This window comes from Ancylobacter defluvii, assembly GCF_018390605.1.
Classification (GTDB): Bacteria; Pseudomonadota; Alphaproteobacteria; order Rhizobiales; family Xanthobacteraceae; genus Ancylobacter; species Ancylobacter defluvii.
On sequence record NZ_JAHBGD010000013.1, the window covers coordinates 79,399 to 97,136 of the forward strand.

Here is a 17,738-nt window from a genome sequence, read left to right on the forward strand (position 1 = left end):
AACGGCTCTTCGCGGGAATGTCACGACAGCCACCAACGCGCAGAGTCGGAGCCGGCCTTTCACTCCGCATCTATTGCGTCACGATGTTTCCCGCCTTCACCACCTCGCGCCAGCGGGCCTCCTCGGCCTTCTGGAAGGCGGCGAACTCCTCCGGCGAATTGGCCACCACCTCGAAGCCCATCTCGTTGAACTTCGTCTTCACGTCCGGCGCGGCGAGACCGGCGGCGAACGCTTTCACCACCTTCGCCTTCACATCGGCCGGAAGCCCCTTCGGCGCAGCGGCGGCCTGCCAGGAATAGACGTCGAGGCCATCGACGCCGGCCTGCTTCATGGTCGGCACGTCAGGCAGCACCGGATGGCGGTCAGCGGCGGTGACGCCCAGCGCCTTCAGCTTGCCGGCCTTGATGTGGTTGGCGACCGCGCCGAGGTTCTGGAACGACACGTCGGCATGGCCGGCGATGAGGTCGCCGATGGCCGGGCCACCGCCCTTGTAGGGCACATGGATGCCGGAGGTGCCGGTCTTCTGCCAGAACAGCGCCGCGGTGAGGTGATCCGAGGAGCCGACGCCGGAGGAGGCGAAGGTCACCTTGTCGGGGTTCTTCTTGAGATACTCGACCAGTTCCGCCACCGAATTGACCGGGAAATTCGGATTGGCGACCAGCACGTTGGGCGTGCGCACCGCCACGGTGATCAGGTCGAGATCGGTCTTCGGGTCGTAGCCGAGCGCCGGGTTCAGCGCCGGGTTGATGGCGAAGACGCCGATGGAGCCGACCAGCAGCGTGTAGCCGTCGGCCGGCGAATTCTTCACATGCTGGGCGCCGGTGCTGCCATTGGCGCCGGGCCGGTTGTCGATCACCACCGACTGGCCGAGGACCTCCGGCATCTTGGAGGCGACGAGGCGGGCGGTGGAATCCGAGGCGCCGCCGGGCGGGAACGGCACCACGACGGTGACCGGCCGGTCGGGATAGGCCTGCGCCGGCAGCACCAGCGGGCCGGCGGCGAGCGCGGCCAGCACCGAGAGCGAGGCGAGCGTGCTGCGACGGTTCACCAAGCGGGAAAGAATCGCGCGGGACATGTTTCCTCCTGTTCGTCCGAATGGACCGGGTGGAGGCGGACCGTTGGCGCGGCCTCGTGCCTCCCCTCGAACTCCCGTCTGCGCGGGATGGGCTCCTTGGAGCGCGGCCAAACTAAAGCGCTAATGCATCAGTGAAGTCAAGCCGTGACTGGTGTAGGATGACAACCATGAACGTGACCGCGATTCCACGTCCCTCCCGCGATCCCCATCGCCATGCCGCGCCGCAGGTGTTCGACTATCTGCGCGAGCGCATCGTCAATCTTCAGCTGCCGCCCGGCACGGTGATCGCCCGCGCCGAATTGCAGCAGCTGTTCGGCTTTTCCTCGACGCCGGTGCGCGACGCGCTGCTGCGTCTGCAGGAAGAATCCCTCGTCGAGATCTTCCCGCAGCACGCCACCGTCGTAAGCCCGATCGACCTGAAGCTCGCCCGGCAGGCGCAGTTCCTCCGCCGCTCCATCGAGCATGAGGCGGTGCGCACATTGGCGCTCATGGACGACACCGAGCGACGGTCGGTGGTGGCGCCGCTGGAGACAGCCATCGACATTCAGGCCGCGCTGCTGGGCCGCGGCGACCTCGAGGCCTTCCACGTCGCCGATCGCGACTTCCACCGGCTGTTCTTCGAGGCGGTGGGCGTGCCGGATCTGTGGGTGCTGGCGCGGCGGCACGCCGGCCATATCGACCGTATCCGCCGGCTGCATCTGCCGATACCCGGCAAGGCCGAACAGGTGATCGCCGATCACCGCGCCATCGTCGCCGGCATCGCCGCGGGGAACGCCGCGCAGGCGGAGGCGGCGCTGCGCAACCATCTGTCGAAGTCGCTCGCCTTCACCCCGGACCTGCGCGCCCGCTGGCCGGCCTATTTCCGCGACTGACGCCCGCGGCGTCCGGCGGCCTCGGCACCGGACCGCTTTCGGTCGGCGCCTGTCATGCCTACATTATCTGCGGGGTTCATCTTTGCCGCGCAAGCGGGAGCAGGACCATGCAGGATCCGAGGCGTGAGGAACGCGAGGCGGATGCGGAGCCGGTACCGGGAGAGGTGCTGGCATGCCAGCCCGGCGCCGCTGCCAGCTACTGGCAGCCCATGCCGGCCAACGGTCATGTCGAGGTGATCTTCGCCCCGGATCTGGTGGCGATGCCGCAGCCGCTCGGCTTCGGCACCCAGACGCTGCCGCCCGGCGGCCATGTGCGCGAACAGGCCCACGCCCACGGCGAGACGGTGATCTACGTGCTGCGGGGCCGCGGACGCGCGGTGATCGAGGGGGTGGAGCACCCGATGCGGCCGGGCACGGCGTTTTATCTCGGCCACCACCGTCGCCACATCTTCGTCAATGAAGGCGACGAAAACCTCGTCTTCACTTGGTTGACGGTGCCGAACGGCCTCGATGCGTCGTTTCGGGACGTCGGCCGCCGGCGCCAGCCGGGGGAACGGGCGCCAGGGCCGTTCGCACGCCCGGCGGACCTATCCGCGGGCGAGCGCGAAACCACCTTCTCACTACCGGAGGCGACTCAGCCGCAACGCTGAGGCATGGCATGCGCTATGCGCAGGACTAAATTGCCTTCAGATGGCGGTTACGAGGCGCAACCGCCGCTGCAACGCGGCCTGCGGCACGCTCTCGGCGGCCTGGCGGGCAATGTCGTGAATGTCGGCGCGGCTGAAGCCGAGCTCACCGAGTTCACGGTCGCTATAGGCCTCAAGTTCGCTCTGGACCTGACGATACTGGCGGCGACGCGCAAAGGCCGTCCGCAAGGCGACGCTGATCTGGTCGATCTGCATGATGAATTCTCCTCTTGATCCATGCTGCAGGGCAGCACGGTTGAGGGCAACATAGTGTGCGGCGCACCATGGCAGAAGCGTAAATTCCGCGTCTCAGCACTGCGTTTGATGCAGAACAGCTGACCCATCGGCGGATCAGGATACCGCAGTTCGCCCGCATGGCCGCCCGATGGCGGCAAATCCGTGTGGCCAGGCATCATGGCGGGCCGCGACGGCTCGGTTATAAGGCGGCGATGATCGATCTCGCTGCCTATGCCGGGCTGTTCCTCTCCGCCCTCGTCGCCGCCACCATCCTGCCGATGCAGTCGGAAGCCGTGCTGGCCGGCCTGCTCGTCGCCGGCGCGCAGCCGGCGGCGCTGCTGATCGCCGTCGCCAGCGCCGGCAATGTGCTCGGCTCGGTGGTGAACTGGTGGCTCGGCCGCTTCGTCGAGCGCTATGCCGACCGGTCGTGGTTTCCCGCCAGCCCGGCCAAGCTCGCCCGCGCGCAGGATTGGTACCGCCGCTACGGAAAATGGTCGCTGCTGCTGAGCTGGGCGCCGGTGATCGGCGATCCGCTCACCCTCGTCGCCGGCGTGATGCGCGAGCCGTTCCCGGTCTTCCTGCTGCTGGTCACCCTCGCCAAGCTCGGGCGCTATCTGGTGCTGGCGGCGATCGTGCTGAATGTCATGTGACCGGCGGTCGACGGCACCTGATCGCCCGATCACCCGGCGGATTGTCCGGGCGGCACCCGCAACAGGCCGTGGCCCTACCGCCGGACACACCGCGTCTCGCGACGCCGCGCTTCAGTCGCGACGCCCGCGACCGGCGGCGGCGCGCTTCACGACGGCGTCCGGAAATTATAGGGCGCGACTTCCATCAGCGGCGCCGGATCCCAGGCCGACATGAAACGGTCGGGGCGGACCTGCTCGTAAAGCCGCATGCCCTCGGCCAGCGATGGGGCGAAGGGCAAGGTGAAGCCGAGCCCGCTCGCGAAGTCCTGCCATTTGAACGGGACATCCAAATATTTCCCGTCCCAGAAGGCAAAGGGCACGCCATAGGCTAATGCGACGACCGCGGCATGCATGGCATTCGCCATGACGAAGCGGGCGGAAGCGATGGCGTCGATGAATTCCTCGCAGGCCGCGACGGTATTGGGAATGGCCGGCCTCATCACCACCGAGTCCATATCGGTACCGAGGATGTCCGGCTTCACCTTGGGGTGGTGGACATGCGGGACCCAGAGCACCTTGCCGAGCGTCCGCGCATGCGTGCCCGGCGTGTAGAACTTCGGCAGCAGCAGTGCGGTATCGCCGAGCGGCGTATTTCTCGGCAGGCCCAGGGCGATGCGCGAGTGCTCGCCCCGGATACCCAGAAAGATCGCGCGACGTTCGGCGAGCGGAGACAAGGGTCGCGCGTCGCGCTTCCCGCAGCCCCAGAAAATCGCCCGGCCCGGGCCGCCATCCACCTGACCATCCCTGCGGCTGGTCGCCGAAATCTGGCGCTCGGACACGACACTACCGACCAGATGGACGGTACCCGTCCGAAACAGGCACGGCCCTTCGAACATGCGCGACAGATAAAGCAGCGTCAGGGCATCGCCGAAATTGCCGAGTGCTTCCTTCGAACGCCAATGAAAGACAGAAAAGCTCATAGATTCTCAAAGCGAAATGAGGAAGCCAGACGGCGCGCCGGCTCCCGCCATTCATAATGACTATTCCCTCGTCGATCATCCAAATACCGACGGCCGCGACGAATTACGCCCGCCCGTGCGATCCTTGCCATGTGCGGCCCAGCCGAGACGCACAGGCAGACGGCAGGGTCGGCCCCGGCGATGACACACTGCCGTAGCGAGGAAGGGCGGCAACGCTCGATCCGCCCTCCTCGGCGGCTTGCTTGTCGTCATTTTCCGAGAACACGGTGGGCTTAAGCGCCACTTTATCCATCAGCACCGGGCAATCGAAAGAGAGGCCCGGCTGGAACCGGCGGATTATCGGCACCGTCCCGAACTATCCCGACCCGATTGGGGACGGCCTAAGGGCGGGAATGACGGGTGCAGAGGATGCTCATGGGCAATCCCGGCCGAGAACATTTCGGGATTTTGTTCGGGGCTTTTCGCGCCGGCGGCCGCCTTTTCCGTGAATTCTGTTCTTTCTTGCTCCCGACGCCTCTTAGAGTCAGCCAGAAAAAATGAACAAAACCAAGGAATAATGGTCGGAGCGAGAGGATTTGAACCTCCGACCCCTAGTCCCCCAGACTAGTGCGCTAACCAGGCTGCGCTACGCTCCGACGCCGTAAGGCGCTGTCTCTCTAGCGATTTGATCCCGGCGATGCAAGCGGAGCCGCCGCTTCGGCGGGGGATATATCCCGCGCCGCCTCCGCCCGCGCCTCCCGCTCGGGGCCGACCTGCTGCTCTACCGAGGCGCTCAGGCGCTGGAACAGGCCGAGCGAAACCAGCGCCACACAGCCGATCCCCACCAGCAGCGCCGGATAGATCACCTCGGAAACCTCCTCGCGCGCGGTCTCGAACAGCAGCACCAGCGCCTCCAGGAAGATGGCGATGATGATGGTGGAGAGGAACTTGGTCAGCCCGCGCCGCGCATCGGCGGCGGCGCGCTTTTCGCGGCCGGCGGGCACCTCCTCCTCGAAGAAATATTTCGCGACGTCGAACAGCGCGATGGCGACGATCAGATAGCCGACGATGTTGAGCAGCGCCTCGTGCACCAGCGTATCGCCGCCGAGGCCCTGGCGCAGCGCCGTATAGGGGGCATAGACCAGCAGCACCGCCGCAACCGCCATCAGGGCGCAGGCGGCGACGGCGAACACAGCGCGGATGAGAAAGCTCATGAAAGCGGGCTCCGTTGACCCAACGCCAACTAGGGCTCCGCGCCTCGCCTTCAAGTACCTCCCGCGCATACCCGGCCGCGCCCTCCCCGTCCCGCCTCGTGTATAGTCGCGGCATACGCCGCCGACACCGACCGGAGACCCGCCATGGCTCATGAACACGCGACCGCCGAACTCCTCCGCGATCCCGCCTTCGTGCCGCCGCCGGCGGTGGAGCCGATGATCGCGCGGCTGGCCGCCCGTCGCTCGGCGCCGCTGCGCAGCCTCGGCGGGCCGGCGCCGACGGCGGAGGAACGCGCGCTGCTGTTCCGGCTGGCGCTGAGGGTGCCGGATCACGGCCGGCTCACCCCGTGGCGCTTCATCGTGATCGAGGGCGAGGATCGACGCGAACTCGGCGCCCGGCTCGACGCGCTCTATGCGCGGCAGAACCCGGAGGTGCCGGCCGCCAAGGCCGATATGTGGACGCTGTATCTGGAGCGGGCGCCGCTCACCGTGGTGGTGGTGAGCCGGCCGGATCCGGCGGCGAAGGTGCCGGAATGGAACCAGGTGCTGTCCGCCGGCGCCGCCGGCATGGCATTGACCGTGGCGGCGAGCGCGCTCGGCTTCGCCAGCCAATGGCTGCTGAAATGGCCGGGCCGCGACCCGCAGGCCGCGGCGCTCGTCGGCGTGGAGGCCGGCGAGAAGGTCGCCGGCTTCATCCATATCGGCCGGCCGACGGTCGACAGCCCCGACCGGCCGCGCCCGGAGGCCGCCGGCATCGTCACCCGCTGGCGGCCGGCCGGGGAATGAGCCCTGGAATGCCCCCCGGCCCCGCCAGACCAGGCCTCAGCCCTCGACGTCGAACGAAACGCCCTGCGCCAGCGGCAGCGTGCGGGAGTAGTTGATGGTGTTGGTCGCCCGCCGCATATAGGCCTTCCAGGCGTCCGAGCCGGCCTCGCGGCCGCCGCCGGTCTCCTTCTCGCCGCCGAAGGCGCCACCGATCTCGGCACCCGAGGGGCCGATATTCACATTGGCGATGCCGCAATCCGAGCCTTCCGCCGACATGAAGGTCTCGGCCTCGCGCATGTCGTTGGTGAAGATCGAGGAGGACAGCCCCTGCGGCACGCCGTTCTGCAGCGCGATGGCCTCGGTGAGGCCGCCGACGCGCAGCACATAGAGAATCGGCGCGAAGGTCTCGTGCTTCACCACCTCGACTTGGCTCTCGATCTCCACCAGCGCCGGGCGGACATAATAGGCCTCCTCCGCCCCGGCCACCGCCACCCGCTCGCCGCCATGCACGGTGGCGCCGGCGGCGCGGGCCTTGTCGAGCGCCGCCTGCATGCCCTCATAGGCCTGCTTGTCGATCAGCGGGCCGATGAGCGTGCCGGCCGCGCGCGGGTCGCCGATGGTCACCGAGCCATAGGCCTTGGCGAGCCGCGGCACCAGCTCGTCATAGACGCCCTCATTGACGATGAGGCGGCGCAGCGAGGTGCAGCGCTGGCCGGCGGTGCCCATGGCGGCGAAGGCAATGCCGCGCAGCGACAGGTCGAGATCGGCCGAGGGGCAGACGATGGCGGCGTTGTTGCCGCCGAGCTCGAGGATGGAGCGGCCGAAGCGCTTGGCCACCCGCTCGCCGACGATGCGGCCCATGCGGGTGGAGCCGGTCGCCGAGATTACCGGCACGCGGGCATCATCGGTCAGCGCCGCGCCGACCTCGCCGCCCCCGACCAGCACCTGCGACAGCCCCTCCGGCGCATCGCCGAAGGCGGCCGCCGCGCGCTCGAACAGCGCCTGCACCGCCAGCGCGGTGAGCGGGGTCTTCTCGGAGGGCTTCCACAGCAGGCTGTCGCCGCAGACCAGCGCCAGCGCCGCGTTCCACGACCACACCGCGACCGGGAAGTTGAAGGCGGTGATGATGCCGACCGGGCCGACCGGGTGCCAGGTCTCCATCATTCGGTGGCCGGGCCGCTCGGAGGCGATGGTGAGGCCGTAGAGCTGGCGCGACAGGCCGACAGCGAAATCGCAGATGTCGATCATCTCCTGCACCTCGCCGAGGCCCTCGGAGACGATCTTGCCGGCTTCCAGCGTCACCAGCCGCCCGAGCGCGGCCTTGTGGGCGCGCAGCTCCTCGCCGAGCAGGCGCACCAGCTCGCCGCGGCGCGGTGCCGGCACGGTGCGCCAGGCATGGAAGGCGGCCACCGAGCGCTCCACCGCCGCGCCGACATCGGCGGCCGACGCCTCGGCGACATGGGCCACCACCTCGCCGGTGACCGGCGAGCGCACCGCACGGCCGCCATCCTGCCAGAGAGCCGGATCGACGCCGAGGGAGCCGAGCAGTTCCGTCACTTCGCCGGCAACCGGCCCCAGGGCGGCATTGATGCGGGCTGCGTTGATTTTCGCCGTCATGGTCTCATGCTCCTCGCAAGCGCGATCGGCGGGCCGCGATCCGGCACGCCCGAATTGGCCGCGTGCATAGCACCGCTCGGCGGCACAAATCCATGCTGCGGGAGGAGGAGGCGGGCAACCGCACGCGGAAGCCACCCGGCGTGATCCCCGCGATCACGAGGCGCGGCACCCTCACCTCCCGCGAGGAAAATCGGCTACTTTTCCCGCTGCGGCAGGCTTAAGAATTCATCCGGATGATGTCTTGAATCTTCTTTGCGTATAACCCACATCGACAGTGCCAACAGCCTCGACAATAGGTCGCGAAGACTGTCACATTGAGCCTGTGCGAATGCGAATTATGCCTGAAATATTCCTTGGACAAATTCGCGAAATCACATTCCAGACATGAAATAGCTGTCCTGCCAACACACTTCTTTTCCATCCGAATCCCGTGGATGCAACGGGAGAAGGACAGAGGTATTGACGGCTTGGGGAATGGGACGGGTCGCCGGCGCGACTTTAGCCGCCGCGATCATCTTCGCCGCCAGCGGCAATGCTGCTTCAGCAAACGCGACAGCTACCAAAAAACCGACCGCCTCCAGTGGGATGGCGTCCTATTACGGCTATGGCGGACGCACCGCCAACGGTGAGCGCCACAACGCTCGTGCCCTCACCGCCGCACATCGCTCCTTGCCCTTCGGGACCAAGGTGCGGGTGACCAACACGGCCAATGGCCGCTCGGTCGTGGTGCGCATCAACGATCGCGGCCCCTTTATCCGCGGTCGCGTCATCGATGTCTCGACCGCCGCAGCGGAAAGCCTCGGCTTTCGTCAGCGCGGAGTGGCGCGGGTCGACCTCGCCGTGGTCGAGTGACTATTCCGGAGTGAACGCCGCGCCGGGACGATGGTTCCTGAGTCGTGCTCAGGCCTCGCCCCGGCGGGCTTCCAGCAGCAGGCGGTAGCATTCCTGCAAATCGACCAGCGCCGCCTTCAGCTGCCGCACCTCGTCGTCCGAGAGGCCGTCCTCCGGCCCCTGCAGCGGACGGAACGAGGTCAGCCGTGCCGACGGCTCCTCATGCGCGGCGGATGCCGGCGCATAGGGCGCGGAGAACGGCTCGGGCGGCTCCGCATGGCGGGATGCCGTCATGGGCGGCTCCGGCTCGCCGCCGACGCCACGGAACGGAAACACCAGCCCGTCCTCGTCGGGGGAATCGAAACGGGGCGCGACATGTCTAGGCTCGACATGCCTCGGCTCCTGATGCGGCTCGACATGGCGCGACTCGGAATGCCGCGGCTCCATAGGGCGCGGCGGCTCGAAGCGCGGCGCGACATGACGCGGCTCCGTCTGGCGCGGATCGATGTCCGGCAGCAGCGGCATGTCGAGAAAGTTCGGTTCGTCATCGGACGGCCGCCGACGGCCCGGCTTGCGCGATGCCCCGCGCTCCGGCTCGATCTCGGGCTCGACCTCCCGCGTCGAGGCGCCACCGCGGCGGCCCGGCAGCAGGCCGAAGAACCCGCTCAGCGACGATGTCCTGGCTTCCGGCGCCGAGCGGCCCTCGCCGGCATCGGAACCGCCGCTCCCCGGCTCGCCCTCGCCTGGCGCGTCCATGGCTTCGCGCAGCACCGCCTGCACGTAGCGCGGCCCCTCCTCCTTGAGGATGCGCTGCACGCCGCGGATGGTGTAGCCCTCCCCGTAGAGCAGGTGGCGGATGCCGCGCAGCAGCTCCACGTCGTCGGGTCGGTAATAGCGGCGGCCGCCGCCGCGCTTGAGCGGGCGGATCTGCGGGAACTTGGTTTCCCAGAACCGCAGCACGTGCTGCGGCAGATCGAGCTCTTCGGCGACCTCGCTGATGGTGCGGAAGGCGTCCGGGCTCTTCTCCACGGCGAAGGTTCCTTCCCTTCGGCTCACGACACGGTTCGGCTCACTCTTCAGTGACCTCGTCGCCGTTGATTTGCTGCTTGAGGATGTTGGACGGCTTGAACACCATCACGCGGCGCGGCGCGATCGGCACTTCCTCGCCGGTCTTCGGGTTGCGGCCGATGCGCTCGCCCTTCTGGCGCACCACGAAGGAGCCGAAGGAAGAGAGTTTCACCGTCTCGCCCTTCGCCACGCAATCGGCGATCTCGGTGAGCACGGTCTCCACCAGCGCGGCGGATTCGGTCCGCGACAGTCCCACACGCTGATACACCGCCTCGCAAAGATCCGCGCGCGTGATCGTCCGACCTGCCATTGCCCCGTCTCCGCCTTCTTCGTGTTGTGGCGCTGCCCTGCGTCAACCTAGGCGCCGTCGCCCGCACAGGTCAACGGGCGAACGCATCGACGCCGTGCCGGCGTGCAGCCTACCAGCGAACCAGCGCCGAGGCCCAGGTGAAGCCGCCGCCCATGGCTTCCAGCAGCACGATGTCGCCGGCCTTGATCCGCCCGTCCGCCACCGCGGTGGCGAGCGCCAGCGGGATCGAGGCGGCGGAGGTATTGCCATGCCGGTCGACAGTCAGCACCACCTTTTCCGGCGCGATGCCGAGCTTGACCGCGCTGGCATCGATGATGCGACGATTGGCCTGGTGCGGCACGAACCAGTCGATGGTCGACGAGTCGATTCCGGTGGCATTGTAGGCATCGGTGATGACGTCGGTGATCATGCCGACCGCGTGGCGGAACACCTCGCGGCCTTCCATGCGCAGATAGCCGGTGGTCTTGGTCGAGGAGACGCCGCCATCGACATAGAGCTTGTGCTTGTGGCGGCCATCCGAGCGCAGATGCGTGGTCAGCACGCCGCGCTGGTCGGGCGCGCCGCTGGCCGGCACCGCCTCCAGCACCAGCGCGCCGGCGCCATCGCCGAACAGCACGCAGGTGGTGCGGTCCGACCAGTCGAGGATGCGCGAGAAGGTCTCGGCGCCGATGACCAAAGCGCGGCGGAAACTGCCGGCCTTGAGAAAATTGTCGGCGGTCGCCAGCGCGAAGACGAAGCCGGAGCACACCGCCTGCACGTCGAAGGCGGCACCATGGGTGATGCCGAGCCCGGCCTGCACCGTCACCGCCGAGGCCGGGAAGGTGTTGTCCGGCGTCGAGGTGGCGAGCACGATGAGGTCTATGTCCTGCGCGTCGAGCCCGGCATTGGCGAGCGCCGCCTGCGCCGCCTTGATTGCCAGATCGGACGTCACCTCGTCATCGGCGGCGATATGCCGCTCGCGAATGCCGGTGCGCTGGACGATCCACTCGTCGGAGGTGTCGACCATCTGGGCGAGGTCGGCATTGCTGAGGGCACGCGCCGGCAGATAGGCGCCGACGCCGCGCACCACTGAAGTCAAGCTGCTCACGATGAAACCTGCAATTCTGCCGCCTGCGTTCCGTCCTCGCCGGGCGAAGCGCCGGCGGAGGCCGCCTGCGGCCGCCCCTTGATGCCCGCCTCGATGCGCGACAGCAAGGCGTAACGCACCATGTCGTAGCCGATGTCGATCGCCGAGGCGAAACCCTCGGCATCGGTGCCGCCGTGGCTCTTGATCACCACGCCGTTGAGCCCGAGGAACACCCCGCCATTCGACTTGCCGGGGTCGAGCTTCTCGCGCAGCAGCCGGAAGGCGCCGCGCGCGAACAGATAGCCGATCTTCGCCATCAGGCTGGAGCGCATCGCCCCGCGCAGGAATTCGGCGAACTGCTTGACGGTGCCCTCGGCGGTCTTGAGCGCGATATTGCCGGAGAAGCCCTCGGTCACCACCACGTCGACAATGCCGCGGCCGATATCGTTGCCTTCGACGAAGCCATGATAGGCGAGCCCGGCATAGTCGGCGGCCCTGAGCGTCGCCCCGGCCTCCTTGACCTCCTCGACGCCCTTGATCTCCTCGACCCCGACATTGAGCAGGCCGACCTTCGGCGTCTCGATGTCGAACACGATGCGCGCCATCGCCGCGCCCATCACCGCCATGTCGACGAGATGCTGGGCGCTGGCACCGATCGAGGCGCCGACATCCAGCACCACGCTTTCCCCGCGCAGCGTCGGCCACAGGCAGGCGATGGCGGGGCGGGAGATGCCTTCCATGGTCTTGAGGTTGACCTTGGCCATCGCCATCAGCGCACCGGTATTGCCGGCCGAGACGGCGCAATCGGCCTCGCCGAGCCGCACCGCGTCGATCGCCTTCCACATGGAGGAGACCTTGCGGCCGCGCCGCAGCGCCTGGCTCGGCTTGTCCTCCATGGTGACGACGACGTCGGTGTGGACGATCGTGCTCGCCGCGGCGAGCTTGGGATGCTGGGCGAGGAGGCCGCGGATCTTCGCCTCGTCGCCGAACAGCAGGAAGCGAATGTCCGGGTGCCGCGTCAGCGCGACGGCGGCGCCGGGAATCACGACGTCGGCGCCGTGGTCCCCTCCCATAACGTCGAGCGCGATTCGGACGGGCGATGACATGAAGCGGCTACTGATCTCGTTCATTCGGGGCCGGCGGCTCGCGGCCGGCCGATCAGGGCATGCCCCAGTTGCGGGCGCGTGACAATAGCGGCTGGCCGCTGCGGGGCAACTTTACGGTCAGCTGTCGCCGCCGCTCTCGGTGTTTTTCAGCCGGGCGAGCGCGGCGAAGGGCGAGATTTCCTCCGGGCCCGGCCCGGCCGGCTTCTTGAACACCGCCCCCGGCTTGCGCGGATAGGGGTCGAGCCCCAGCGCCAGGAATTCCGCCACCACCGCGCCGATATCGATGACGCCGTCGACGATCGGATCGGGCAGGTCCTGCTCGCTCACCTCGATCTCCTGGCCGGGCCGAACCTCTGGCAGCCGGTCGGCCGGCGCGAAGCTGAGGTCGATCTCCTCACGCGCCGGCGCGTCGAAATCCTCCAGCGTCGCCACGCAGGTCTGGCGCACCACCGCCTCGATATGGCCGCCCACCCGGACGCCGCCGCCCCGCTCCGGGGTCAGGGTCACGGTGGCGTCGAGCCGGGGAATGCCGACAATGCCGAAATCCTTGGCGAGCGCCGCGCGCGCTGCCTCGTCCGGCGCGATTTTCACCGTCAGCCCGTCATCGGGGATCGAGGCGACAAGGATGGGATGGGTCAGGGGGGCCGCATCGCTCATGATGATGTGTTCTCCACGAAGGTGGGCGCGCCGGCGGCCGGCAGGGGCAATTCGCCGCGCGCGAAGGTCTCGAACGGCGTCGCTGCCAGCGCCGCCACCAGTTGGCGAAGCCGCACCGCCAGTGCGACGGACTCGGCCTGACGGTCCGGCGCCAAGGCATAGACGTTGCGCAGCAGCGCCTCGGCCAGCGCCGCCTCGCCGGTGCCGAGCGCCGTATCATAGACGCCGACGCGGCCATAGAAAGCCGAGGCGACCTTCTTCATCTTCTTCGGCACGGTGAGGTCGCCCACGCCCATCTCGCGCAGATTGGCGTCCATGTCCTTGCAGAAGGCGTCGAACACCCTCTGGCCCAGCTGCTTGCCCGCCTCACCGTCGTCCTTGAGGCGGTGAAACAGCAGGAAGGCATGCAGGAGGACCATCTCGAAGCGGCCGGCAATGGTGTCGGCGACGCCATAGATCGTGTAATAGGCGGGATCGCGCGACTGCGCCACGATCGCGCCATAGAGCCGCTGGATGGTCTCGCGTCCGTCGTTCCGGCGGAAGAATCGCAGGATCATGGCGGGCCTCTGCCTCGTTGCCGCCGCGCTGGCGCCGTATCGGGGCGGGTTAGCGCGGGTGTGAACGACTGGCAAGCCCGGACCGGGATTTCCCGTTGCCTCGCGGCGGCTCCTTGTGCTTTTTGCGCGGGACGATGTGCGAGAGTAGGCACAGGAGTAGGATGAATGGCAGTGCGGTTTGAGAGACGGCAGGCGGACCATCGGGGCGGACGCACCGGGCAGCGGCCCGCGCGCATCGCCGGGGTCGGCGGTGTCGCCGTCATCTGCGCCGGCCTTGCCGCCTGTGCCGACATGCCGGTGTCGACCGCCAGCATGGGCCTCGCCCGCACCCCCTCGAACTTCGTTTCCGAGCAGCAGCGCGGCTATGTCCCCACTCCCGGCGCGCTCGACCAGATCCCGGTCGGCTCCAGCCAGGAGCAGGTGCTGCTGGTGCTCGGCACGCCCTCCACCGTCGCCACCGTCGATGGCGAGGTGTTCTATTACATCTCGCAGAAGACCAAGAAGGTGATGTTCATGCGGCCCGAGGTGATCGAGCAGCGGGTGCTGGCGATCTATTTCGACCCCAAGGACAAGCGCGTCACCCGCATCGCCGACTATGGGCTGAAGGATGGCAAGGTGTTCGACTTCGTCTCGCGCACCACCCCGACCGGCGGCCAGGAACTGTCGGTGCTCGGCCAGATCTTCACCTCGGCGCTCGGCGGCCCCAGCAACGACTGACCGGCCTGCCGGCCGCCCGCCACGGCCCGCCGGCAGGCTTCAGCCGAAGCGCGCCGGCGCGAACGGTGCCGGGTCCACCGTCGGCGTCTCGCCGCTCATCATCTCGGCGAGCAGCCGCCCGGTGATCGGGCCGAGCGTGAAGCCGAGATGCTGGTGGCCGATGGCCAGCCACAGCCCGTTGAGCTTCTCGCCGCCGGGCCCCGTCGCCGGGCCGATCGCCGGCAGCATGTCCGGCAAGGCCGGCCGGCAGCCCATCCACGGCTCGGCCTCGACGCGCGCACCCAGCGGGAACAGCTTGCGGGCGATCGCCTCAGTGCGCTCCAGCTGCACCGGCGTCTTGCGGGCATCGCGGCGGGCGAATTCGACGCCGGTGGTCAGGCGGATGCCGAGCTCCATCGGGGTGATGACATAGCCGCCTTCCTCGTCGAGCACCGGCCGCGACAGCTTCGCCCCGCCCTCGCTCCTGTAGTGCATGTGGTAGCCGCGCTTCACCGCCAGCGGCAGCCGCACCCCGAAGGGCCGCAGCACGTCGTCCGCCCACGGCCCCAGCGCCACCACCACTTGGCGCGCCTCGACGAGGCCGCCGGCAGTGCTCATCGCCCAGCCGCTGCCGAGGCGGACCAGGCCGCGGGCGTCGCCGATGCGGATCTCGCCGCCCAGAGCCGCGAAGTGCCGCGCATAGGCGGCGGTGACGCCGCCGGGGCTGGAGACCGAATGCGGATCGCTCCAGATCACCGCGCCGGTGAAGTCCGGCCGCAGGTCCGGCTCCAGCGCCAGCGCCTCGTCGACGCTGAGCTCGCGCATGGAGAGCCCGTATTGCCGCGCCAGCGGGAATTCCAAGCGCTCATGGTCCAGCCCCTGCGGCGTGCGGTAGAGCTTCAGCCAGCCGCCCTCGCGGAAATAGGACTCAGCCCCGCTCAGCGCCGCCAGCCGCGCATGCTCGTCGAGGCTGTGGCGCAGCAGCGTCTCCATGGTGCGGGCATAGGCGAGGATGCGCTCCGGCGCCGAGGCCTTCCAATAGGCGTACATCCACGGGACCAGCCCCGGCAGCGCGTCCCAGTGGTAGTTCGCCGCCGGATTGCGGCCGAGAGCCACCTCCATCAGCGCCTTCAGGTCACGCGGGAAGGCGACCGGGTAGATCGACGCCCGCTCGACGAGGCCGGCATTGCCGTAGGAGGTCTCCTCGCCCGGCCCGCGCCGGTCCACCAGCACCACCGTCTGCCCGCGCAGCTTGAGATTGAGCGCCACGCTGGTGCCGACGATGCCGGCGCCGAGCACGAGCGTATCGACTTTCATGGGAGTTACCATCCGCTGGCCGACGCAGGCGCCGGGCTGACCTCGGCTGAGGGAAGACCGGCGCGGCCGCCCGCCGGGGACCGCCGCGCCGGTGAATGCGAGACCGCCGTCTCAGTAGATGTCGAAGGGGAAGTACTTCGCGTTGATCTTCTTGTAGGTGCCGTCGGCGACGATCTCCTTGATCGCCGCATTGATCTTCTCCCGCAGCGCGTTGTCCTCCTGGCGGACCGCGATGCCGGTGCCCTGCGGGTTGACGTCCTTCAGGTCCGGGCCGACGAACGTGCAGCACTTTCCGTCGCTGCTCTTCTCCAGCCATTCATACAGCACGAACTTGTCGGCGAGGATGCCGTCGAGCCGGCCGGCGGCGAGGTCGGCATTGGCCTCGTCCTGGGTCGGATACAGCTTGATCTCGGAATCCTTGTACTTCTCTTCCAGATACACCGCCGCCGTCGTCGAGGACTGGGTGCCGATGGTCTTGCCCTTCAGCGCCGCCGGCGAGATGTCGGTGATCTCGGTGTCCTTCGGGGCGATGAAGCTGCCGGGCGTCTGGTAGTAGGGGGCGGTGAAGGCCACCTTCTCCTTGCGCTCGTCGGTGATCGACATCGAGGCGACGATGGCGTCGAACTTCTTGGCGAGCAGCGCCGGGATGATGCCGTCCCAGTCCTGGGCGACGAAGGTGCATTCCACCTTCATCTTCTCGCACAGCGCCTTGGCGATATCGATGTCGAAGCCGACCAGCTGGCCGGAGGAATCGACCGAATTGAAGGGCGGATAGGCGCCTTCGGTGCCGATGCGGACGGTTTCTGCCTGCGCGGCGCCGACGGTCAGGGCGAGCACGGCGGCGGCGGCAAATAGCTTGGCGATCTTCATTGGCGAAGCCCTCGGTTGGGCGGGCCGGCGGGCCCGTCTGGGCGCAAGCTAGGGCGCCTCGATGTCATGGGCAATCCGCGGAAAGGCCGAGACGGCCGGTACCCTCAGAAATGACTGAAGCTGCGGCGGGAGAGCGCCATCTCGCTGCCGTCCGGCGCCCGCACCGCCAGCCCGGCGCCGGCAGGGTCGGCGGCGGGATCGATAGCATGGGTGGCGCCGATCACCGTCAGGCCGAAGCCGGCGGCGGTCGCCACCATGCTCAGCGCGTCGAGCCGGTCATGCGGCACCGTGGCGAGGATCTCGTAATCGTCGCCGCCGGTCAGCGCCGTCTCCAGCAGCGCCGGCTCGGCGGCCACCGCCGCCCGCGCCGCGGCGCTCAGCGGCACCGCACCGGCCTCGATGGTGCCGGCGACGCCCGATACCGCCAGGAGTTTCGCCGCATCGCCGATCAGCCCGTCCGAGATATCCATGGCGGCGCTGGCATGCGCGCGCAGCGCCTCGGCAAGCGCCAGCCGCGGGCGCGGATGCAGGTAGCGGTCGGCGAGCACCGCCCTTTCCGCCGGGCTGAGACCCCGGAAGCCCGGCCGCGCCGGATCGAGCCGCAGGGCGAGGCCCAGCGCACCGTCGCCGATGCTGCCGGTCACCACGATCGCCTGTCCGGGCCGGGCGCCGGAACGCCTCACCATCGTCCCGCTCGGCACCGCGCCGAGCGCGGTGATCGAGACGGTGAACGGTCCGGGCGTCTTCACCGTATCGCCGCCGAGCAGCGGCGCGCCATAGTCCCGCGCATCCTCGCCGATGCCGCGCGCGAACGCCTCCAGCGCCGCGGCATCCATGCCGGGCGGGATGGCGAAGGCAAGCAGCACCCCGAGCGGGCGGGCGCCCTTGGCGGCGAGATCGGAGAGGTTCACCCGCATCGCCTTGCGGGCGATGCTCGCCGGCGGATCGTCGGGGAAGAAATGCACCCCGGCCACCAGCGCGTCCTTGGTCAGCACGAGGTCGTGGCCGGGCGGCGGGGTGAGGAAGGCGGCGTCGTCGGTGAGCCCCAGCGCGCCGGGATGGGTGGCGAGCGAGCCGAACAGGCGGGCGATCAGCTTGTCCTCGCCGGAGGCACCTTCTTGACGGGAGGAACCCGCCTCGCCGGGGGCTCCGCCTTCGCCGGAGGGCTTCGCCCTGCCGGAACCGCCGCCCCGCCTGCCCGTCATG

The 17,738-nt window shown here is 68.6% G+C and carries 19 protein-coding genes, 1 tRNA gene and 1 pseudogene; 6 read left to right on the forward strand and 15 right to left on the reverse strand.

The genetic code is table 11. The features are described 5' to 3' along the window. Positions 1-70: 70 nt before the first annotated feature. Positions 71-1,075, reverse strand: coding sequence for a Bug family tripartite tricarboxylate transporter substrate binding protein (locus tag KHC24_RS10025; protein WP_213363126.1), 1,005 nt, complete (start codon positions 1,073-1,075; stop codon positions 71-73). Between the two features lie 167 nt (positions 1,076-1,242). Between KHC24_RS10025 and KHC24_RS10030 the strand changes: the two genes are divergently transcribed. After that, complete coding sequence (locus tag KHC24_RS10030) at positions 1,243-1,947, forward strand: GntR family transcriptional regulator (RefSeq protein ID WP_213363127.1); 705 nt, start codon at positions 1,243-1,245, stop codon at positions 1,945-1,947. Positions 1,948-2,054: 107 nt separating this feature from the next. After that, complete coding sequence (locus KHC24_RS10035) at positions 2,055-2,597, forward strand: cupin domain-containing protein (protein ID WP_213363128.1); 543 nt, start codon at positions 2,055-2,057, stop codon at positions 2,595-2,597. Positions 2,598-2,633: 36 nt separating this feature from the next. On the opposite strand, the gene KHC24_RS10040 is transcribed toward KHC24_RS10035, so the two are convergent. Then, on the reverse strand, positions 2,634-2,849 hold the full coding sequence (locus KHC24_RS10040) for a DUF1127 domain-containing protein (protein WP_213363129.1): 216 nt from the start codon (positions 2,847-2,849) through the stop codon (positions 2,634-2,636). 233 nt (positions 2,850-3,082) lie between these two features. Here KHC24_RS10040 and KHC24_RS10045 point away from each other — a divergent pair, with 233 nt between their 5' ends. After that, a complete protein-coding gene (locus KHC24_RS10045; RefSeq protein WP_213363130.1) occupies positions 3,083-3,520 on the forward strand; it encodes a YqaA family protein in 438 nt (145 codons plus the stop codon). A 146-nt stretch (positions 3,521-3,666) separates the two neighbouring features. Here KHC24_RS10045 and KHC24_RS10050 read toward each other — a convergent pair whose 3' ends face one another. The 3 genes from KHC24_RS10050 to KHC24_RS10060 all read right to left on the reverse strand — a co-directional run bounded on the left by KHC24_RS10050 (position 3,667) and on the right by KHC24_RS10060 (position 5,672). Next, positions 3,667-4,479, reverse strand: a complete 813-nt coding sequence (locus KHC24_RS10050; protein ID WP_213363131.1) for a polysaccharide pyruvyl transferase family protein — start codon at positions 4,477-4,479, stop codon at positions 3,667-3,669. Between the two features lie 557 nt (positions 4,480-5,036). Continuing rightward, positions 5,037-5,114, reverse strand: a tRNA-Pro gene (locus KHC24_RS10055). 21 nt (positions 5,115-5,135) lie between these two features. After that, the gene (locus KHC24_RS10060; protein ID WP_213363132.1) at positions 5,136-5,672 is read right to left on the reverse strand and encodes a GNAT family acetyltransferase; all 537 of its coding nucleotides are present in this window, start codon (positions 5,670-5,672) and stop codon (positions 5,136-5,138) included. A 144-nt stretch (positions 5,673-5,816) separates the two neighbouring features. On the opposite strand from KHC24_RS10060, the gene KHC24_RS10065 reads away from it, so the two are divergent. After that, the gene (locus tag KHC24_RS10065) at positions 5,817-6,458 is read left to right on the forward strand and encodes a nitroreductase family protein (protein ID WP_213363133.1); all 642 of its coding nucleotides are present in this window, start codon (positions 5,817-5,819) and stop codon (positions 6,456-6,458) included. A gap of 36 nt (positions 6,459-6,494) precedes the next feature. Here the strand turns inward: KHC24_RS10065 and amaB are convergent, their stop codons facing one another. After that, entirely contained in the window at positions 6,495-8,054 is a 1,560-nt protein-coding gene (gene amaB, locus KHC24_RS10070) for an L-piperidine-6-carboxylate dehydrogenase (protein WP_246546561.1), read from the reverse strand. A 474-nt stretch (positions 8,055-8,528) separates the two neighbouring features. Here amaB and KHC24_RS10075 point away from each other — a divergent pair, with 474 nt between their 5' ends. After that, on the forward strand, positions 8,529-8,906 hold the full coding sequence (locus tag KHC24_RS10075; RefSeq protein ID WP_213363134.1) for a septal ring lytic transglycosylase RlpA family protein: 378 nt from the start codon (positions 8,529-8,531) through the stop codon (positions 8,904-8,906). Between the two features lie 752 nt (positions 8,907-9,658). Here KHC24_RS10075 and KHC24_RS25040 read toward each other — a convergent pair. The 6 genes and pseudogenes from KHC24_RS25040 to KHC24_RS10105 form a co-directional block, all read right to left on the reverse strand. After that, positions 9,659-9,914, reverse strand: a pseudogene (locus KHC24_RS25040) (MerR family transcriptional regulator); the annotation flags it as partial. Between the two features lie 40 nt (positions 9,915-9,954). Continuing rightward, the gene (locus KHC24_RS10085; RefSeq protein ID WP_213363136.1) at positions 9,955-10,263 is read right to left on the reverse strand and encodes an integration host factor subunit alpha; all 309 of its coding nucleotides are present in this window, start codon (positions 10,261-10,263) and stop codon (positions 9,955-9,957) included. A gap of 109 nt (positions 10,264-10,372) precedes the next feature. Beyond that, positions 10,373-11,350: a beta-ketoacyl-ACP synthase III gene (locus KHC24_RS10090; RefSeq protein ID WP_213363137.1), complete on the reverse strand. Its 978-nt coding sequence runs from the start codon at positions 11,348-11,350 to the stop codon at positions 10,373-10,375. Further along, positions 11,347-12,435 carry a phosphate acyltransferase PlsX gene (gene plsX / locus KHC24_RS10095; RefSeq protein ID WP_213363138.1) on the reverse strand — a complete coding sequence of 363 codons (1,089 nt, stop codon included), beginning with the start codon at positions 12,433-12,435 and terminating at the stop codon, positions 11,347-11,349. Before plsX ends, KHC24_RS10090 begins: the two co-directional genes overlap by 4 nt. A gap of 117 nt (positions 12,436-12,552) precedes the next feature. After that, complete coding sequence (locus KHC24_RS10100; protein WP_213363139.1) at positions 12,553-13,092, reverse strand: YceD family protein; 540 nt, start codon at positions 13,090-13,092, stop codon at positions 12,553-12,555. After that, positions 13,089-13,649 carry a ubiquinol-cytochrome C chaperone family protein gene (locus KHC24_RS10105; RefSeq protein WP_213363140.1) on the reverse strand — a complete coding sequence of 187 codons (561 nt, stop codon included), beginning with the start codon at positions 13,647-13,649 and terminating at the stop codon, positions 13,089-13,091. The genes KHC24_RS10100 and KHC24_RS10105 overlap by 4 nt, the downstream gene beginning before the upstream one ends. A gap of 291 nt (positions 13,650-13,940) precedes the next feature. Here KHC24_RS10105 and KHC24_RS10110 point away from each other — a divergent pair, with 291 nt between their 5' ends. Then, positions 13,941-14,366, forward strand: a complete 426-nt coding sequence (locus KHC24_RS10110) for an outer membrane protein assembly factor BamE (RefSeq protein ID WP_213363288.1) — start codon at positions 13,941-13,943, stop codon at positions 14,364-14,366. A 39-nt stretch (positions 14,367-14,405) separates the two neighbouring features. On the opposite strand, the gene KHC24_RS10115 is transcribed toward KHC24_RS10110, so the two are convergent. From KHC24_RS10115 to thiL, 3 genes are all read right to left on the reverse strand, one after another. After that, complete coding sequence (locus KHC24_RS10115) at positions 14,406-15,662, reverse strand: NAD(P)/FAD-dependent oxidoreductase (RefSeq protein WP_213363141.1); 1,257 nt, start codon at positions 15,660-15,662, stop codon at positions 14,406-14,408. Between the two features lie 111 nt (positions 15,663-15,773). Then, positions 15,774-16,532 (reverse strand): ABC transporter substrate-binding protein, encoded by a 759-nt coding sequence (locus tag KHC24_RS10120; RefSeq protein ID WP_213363142.1) that lies wholly within the window; start codon positions 16,530-16,532, stop codon positions 15,774-15,776. A gap of 104 nt (positions 16,533-16,636) precedes the next feature. Then, positions 16,637-17,737, reverse strand: a complete 1,101-nt coding sequence (thiL, locus tag KHC24_RS10125) for a thiamine-phosphate kinase (protein ID WP_213363143.1) — start codon at positions 17,735-17,737, stop codon at positions 16,637-16,639. Between the last annotated feature and the right edge of the window lies 1 nt (position 17,738).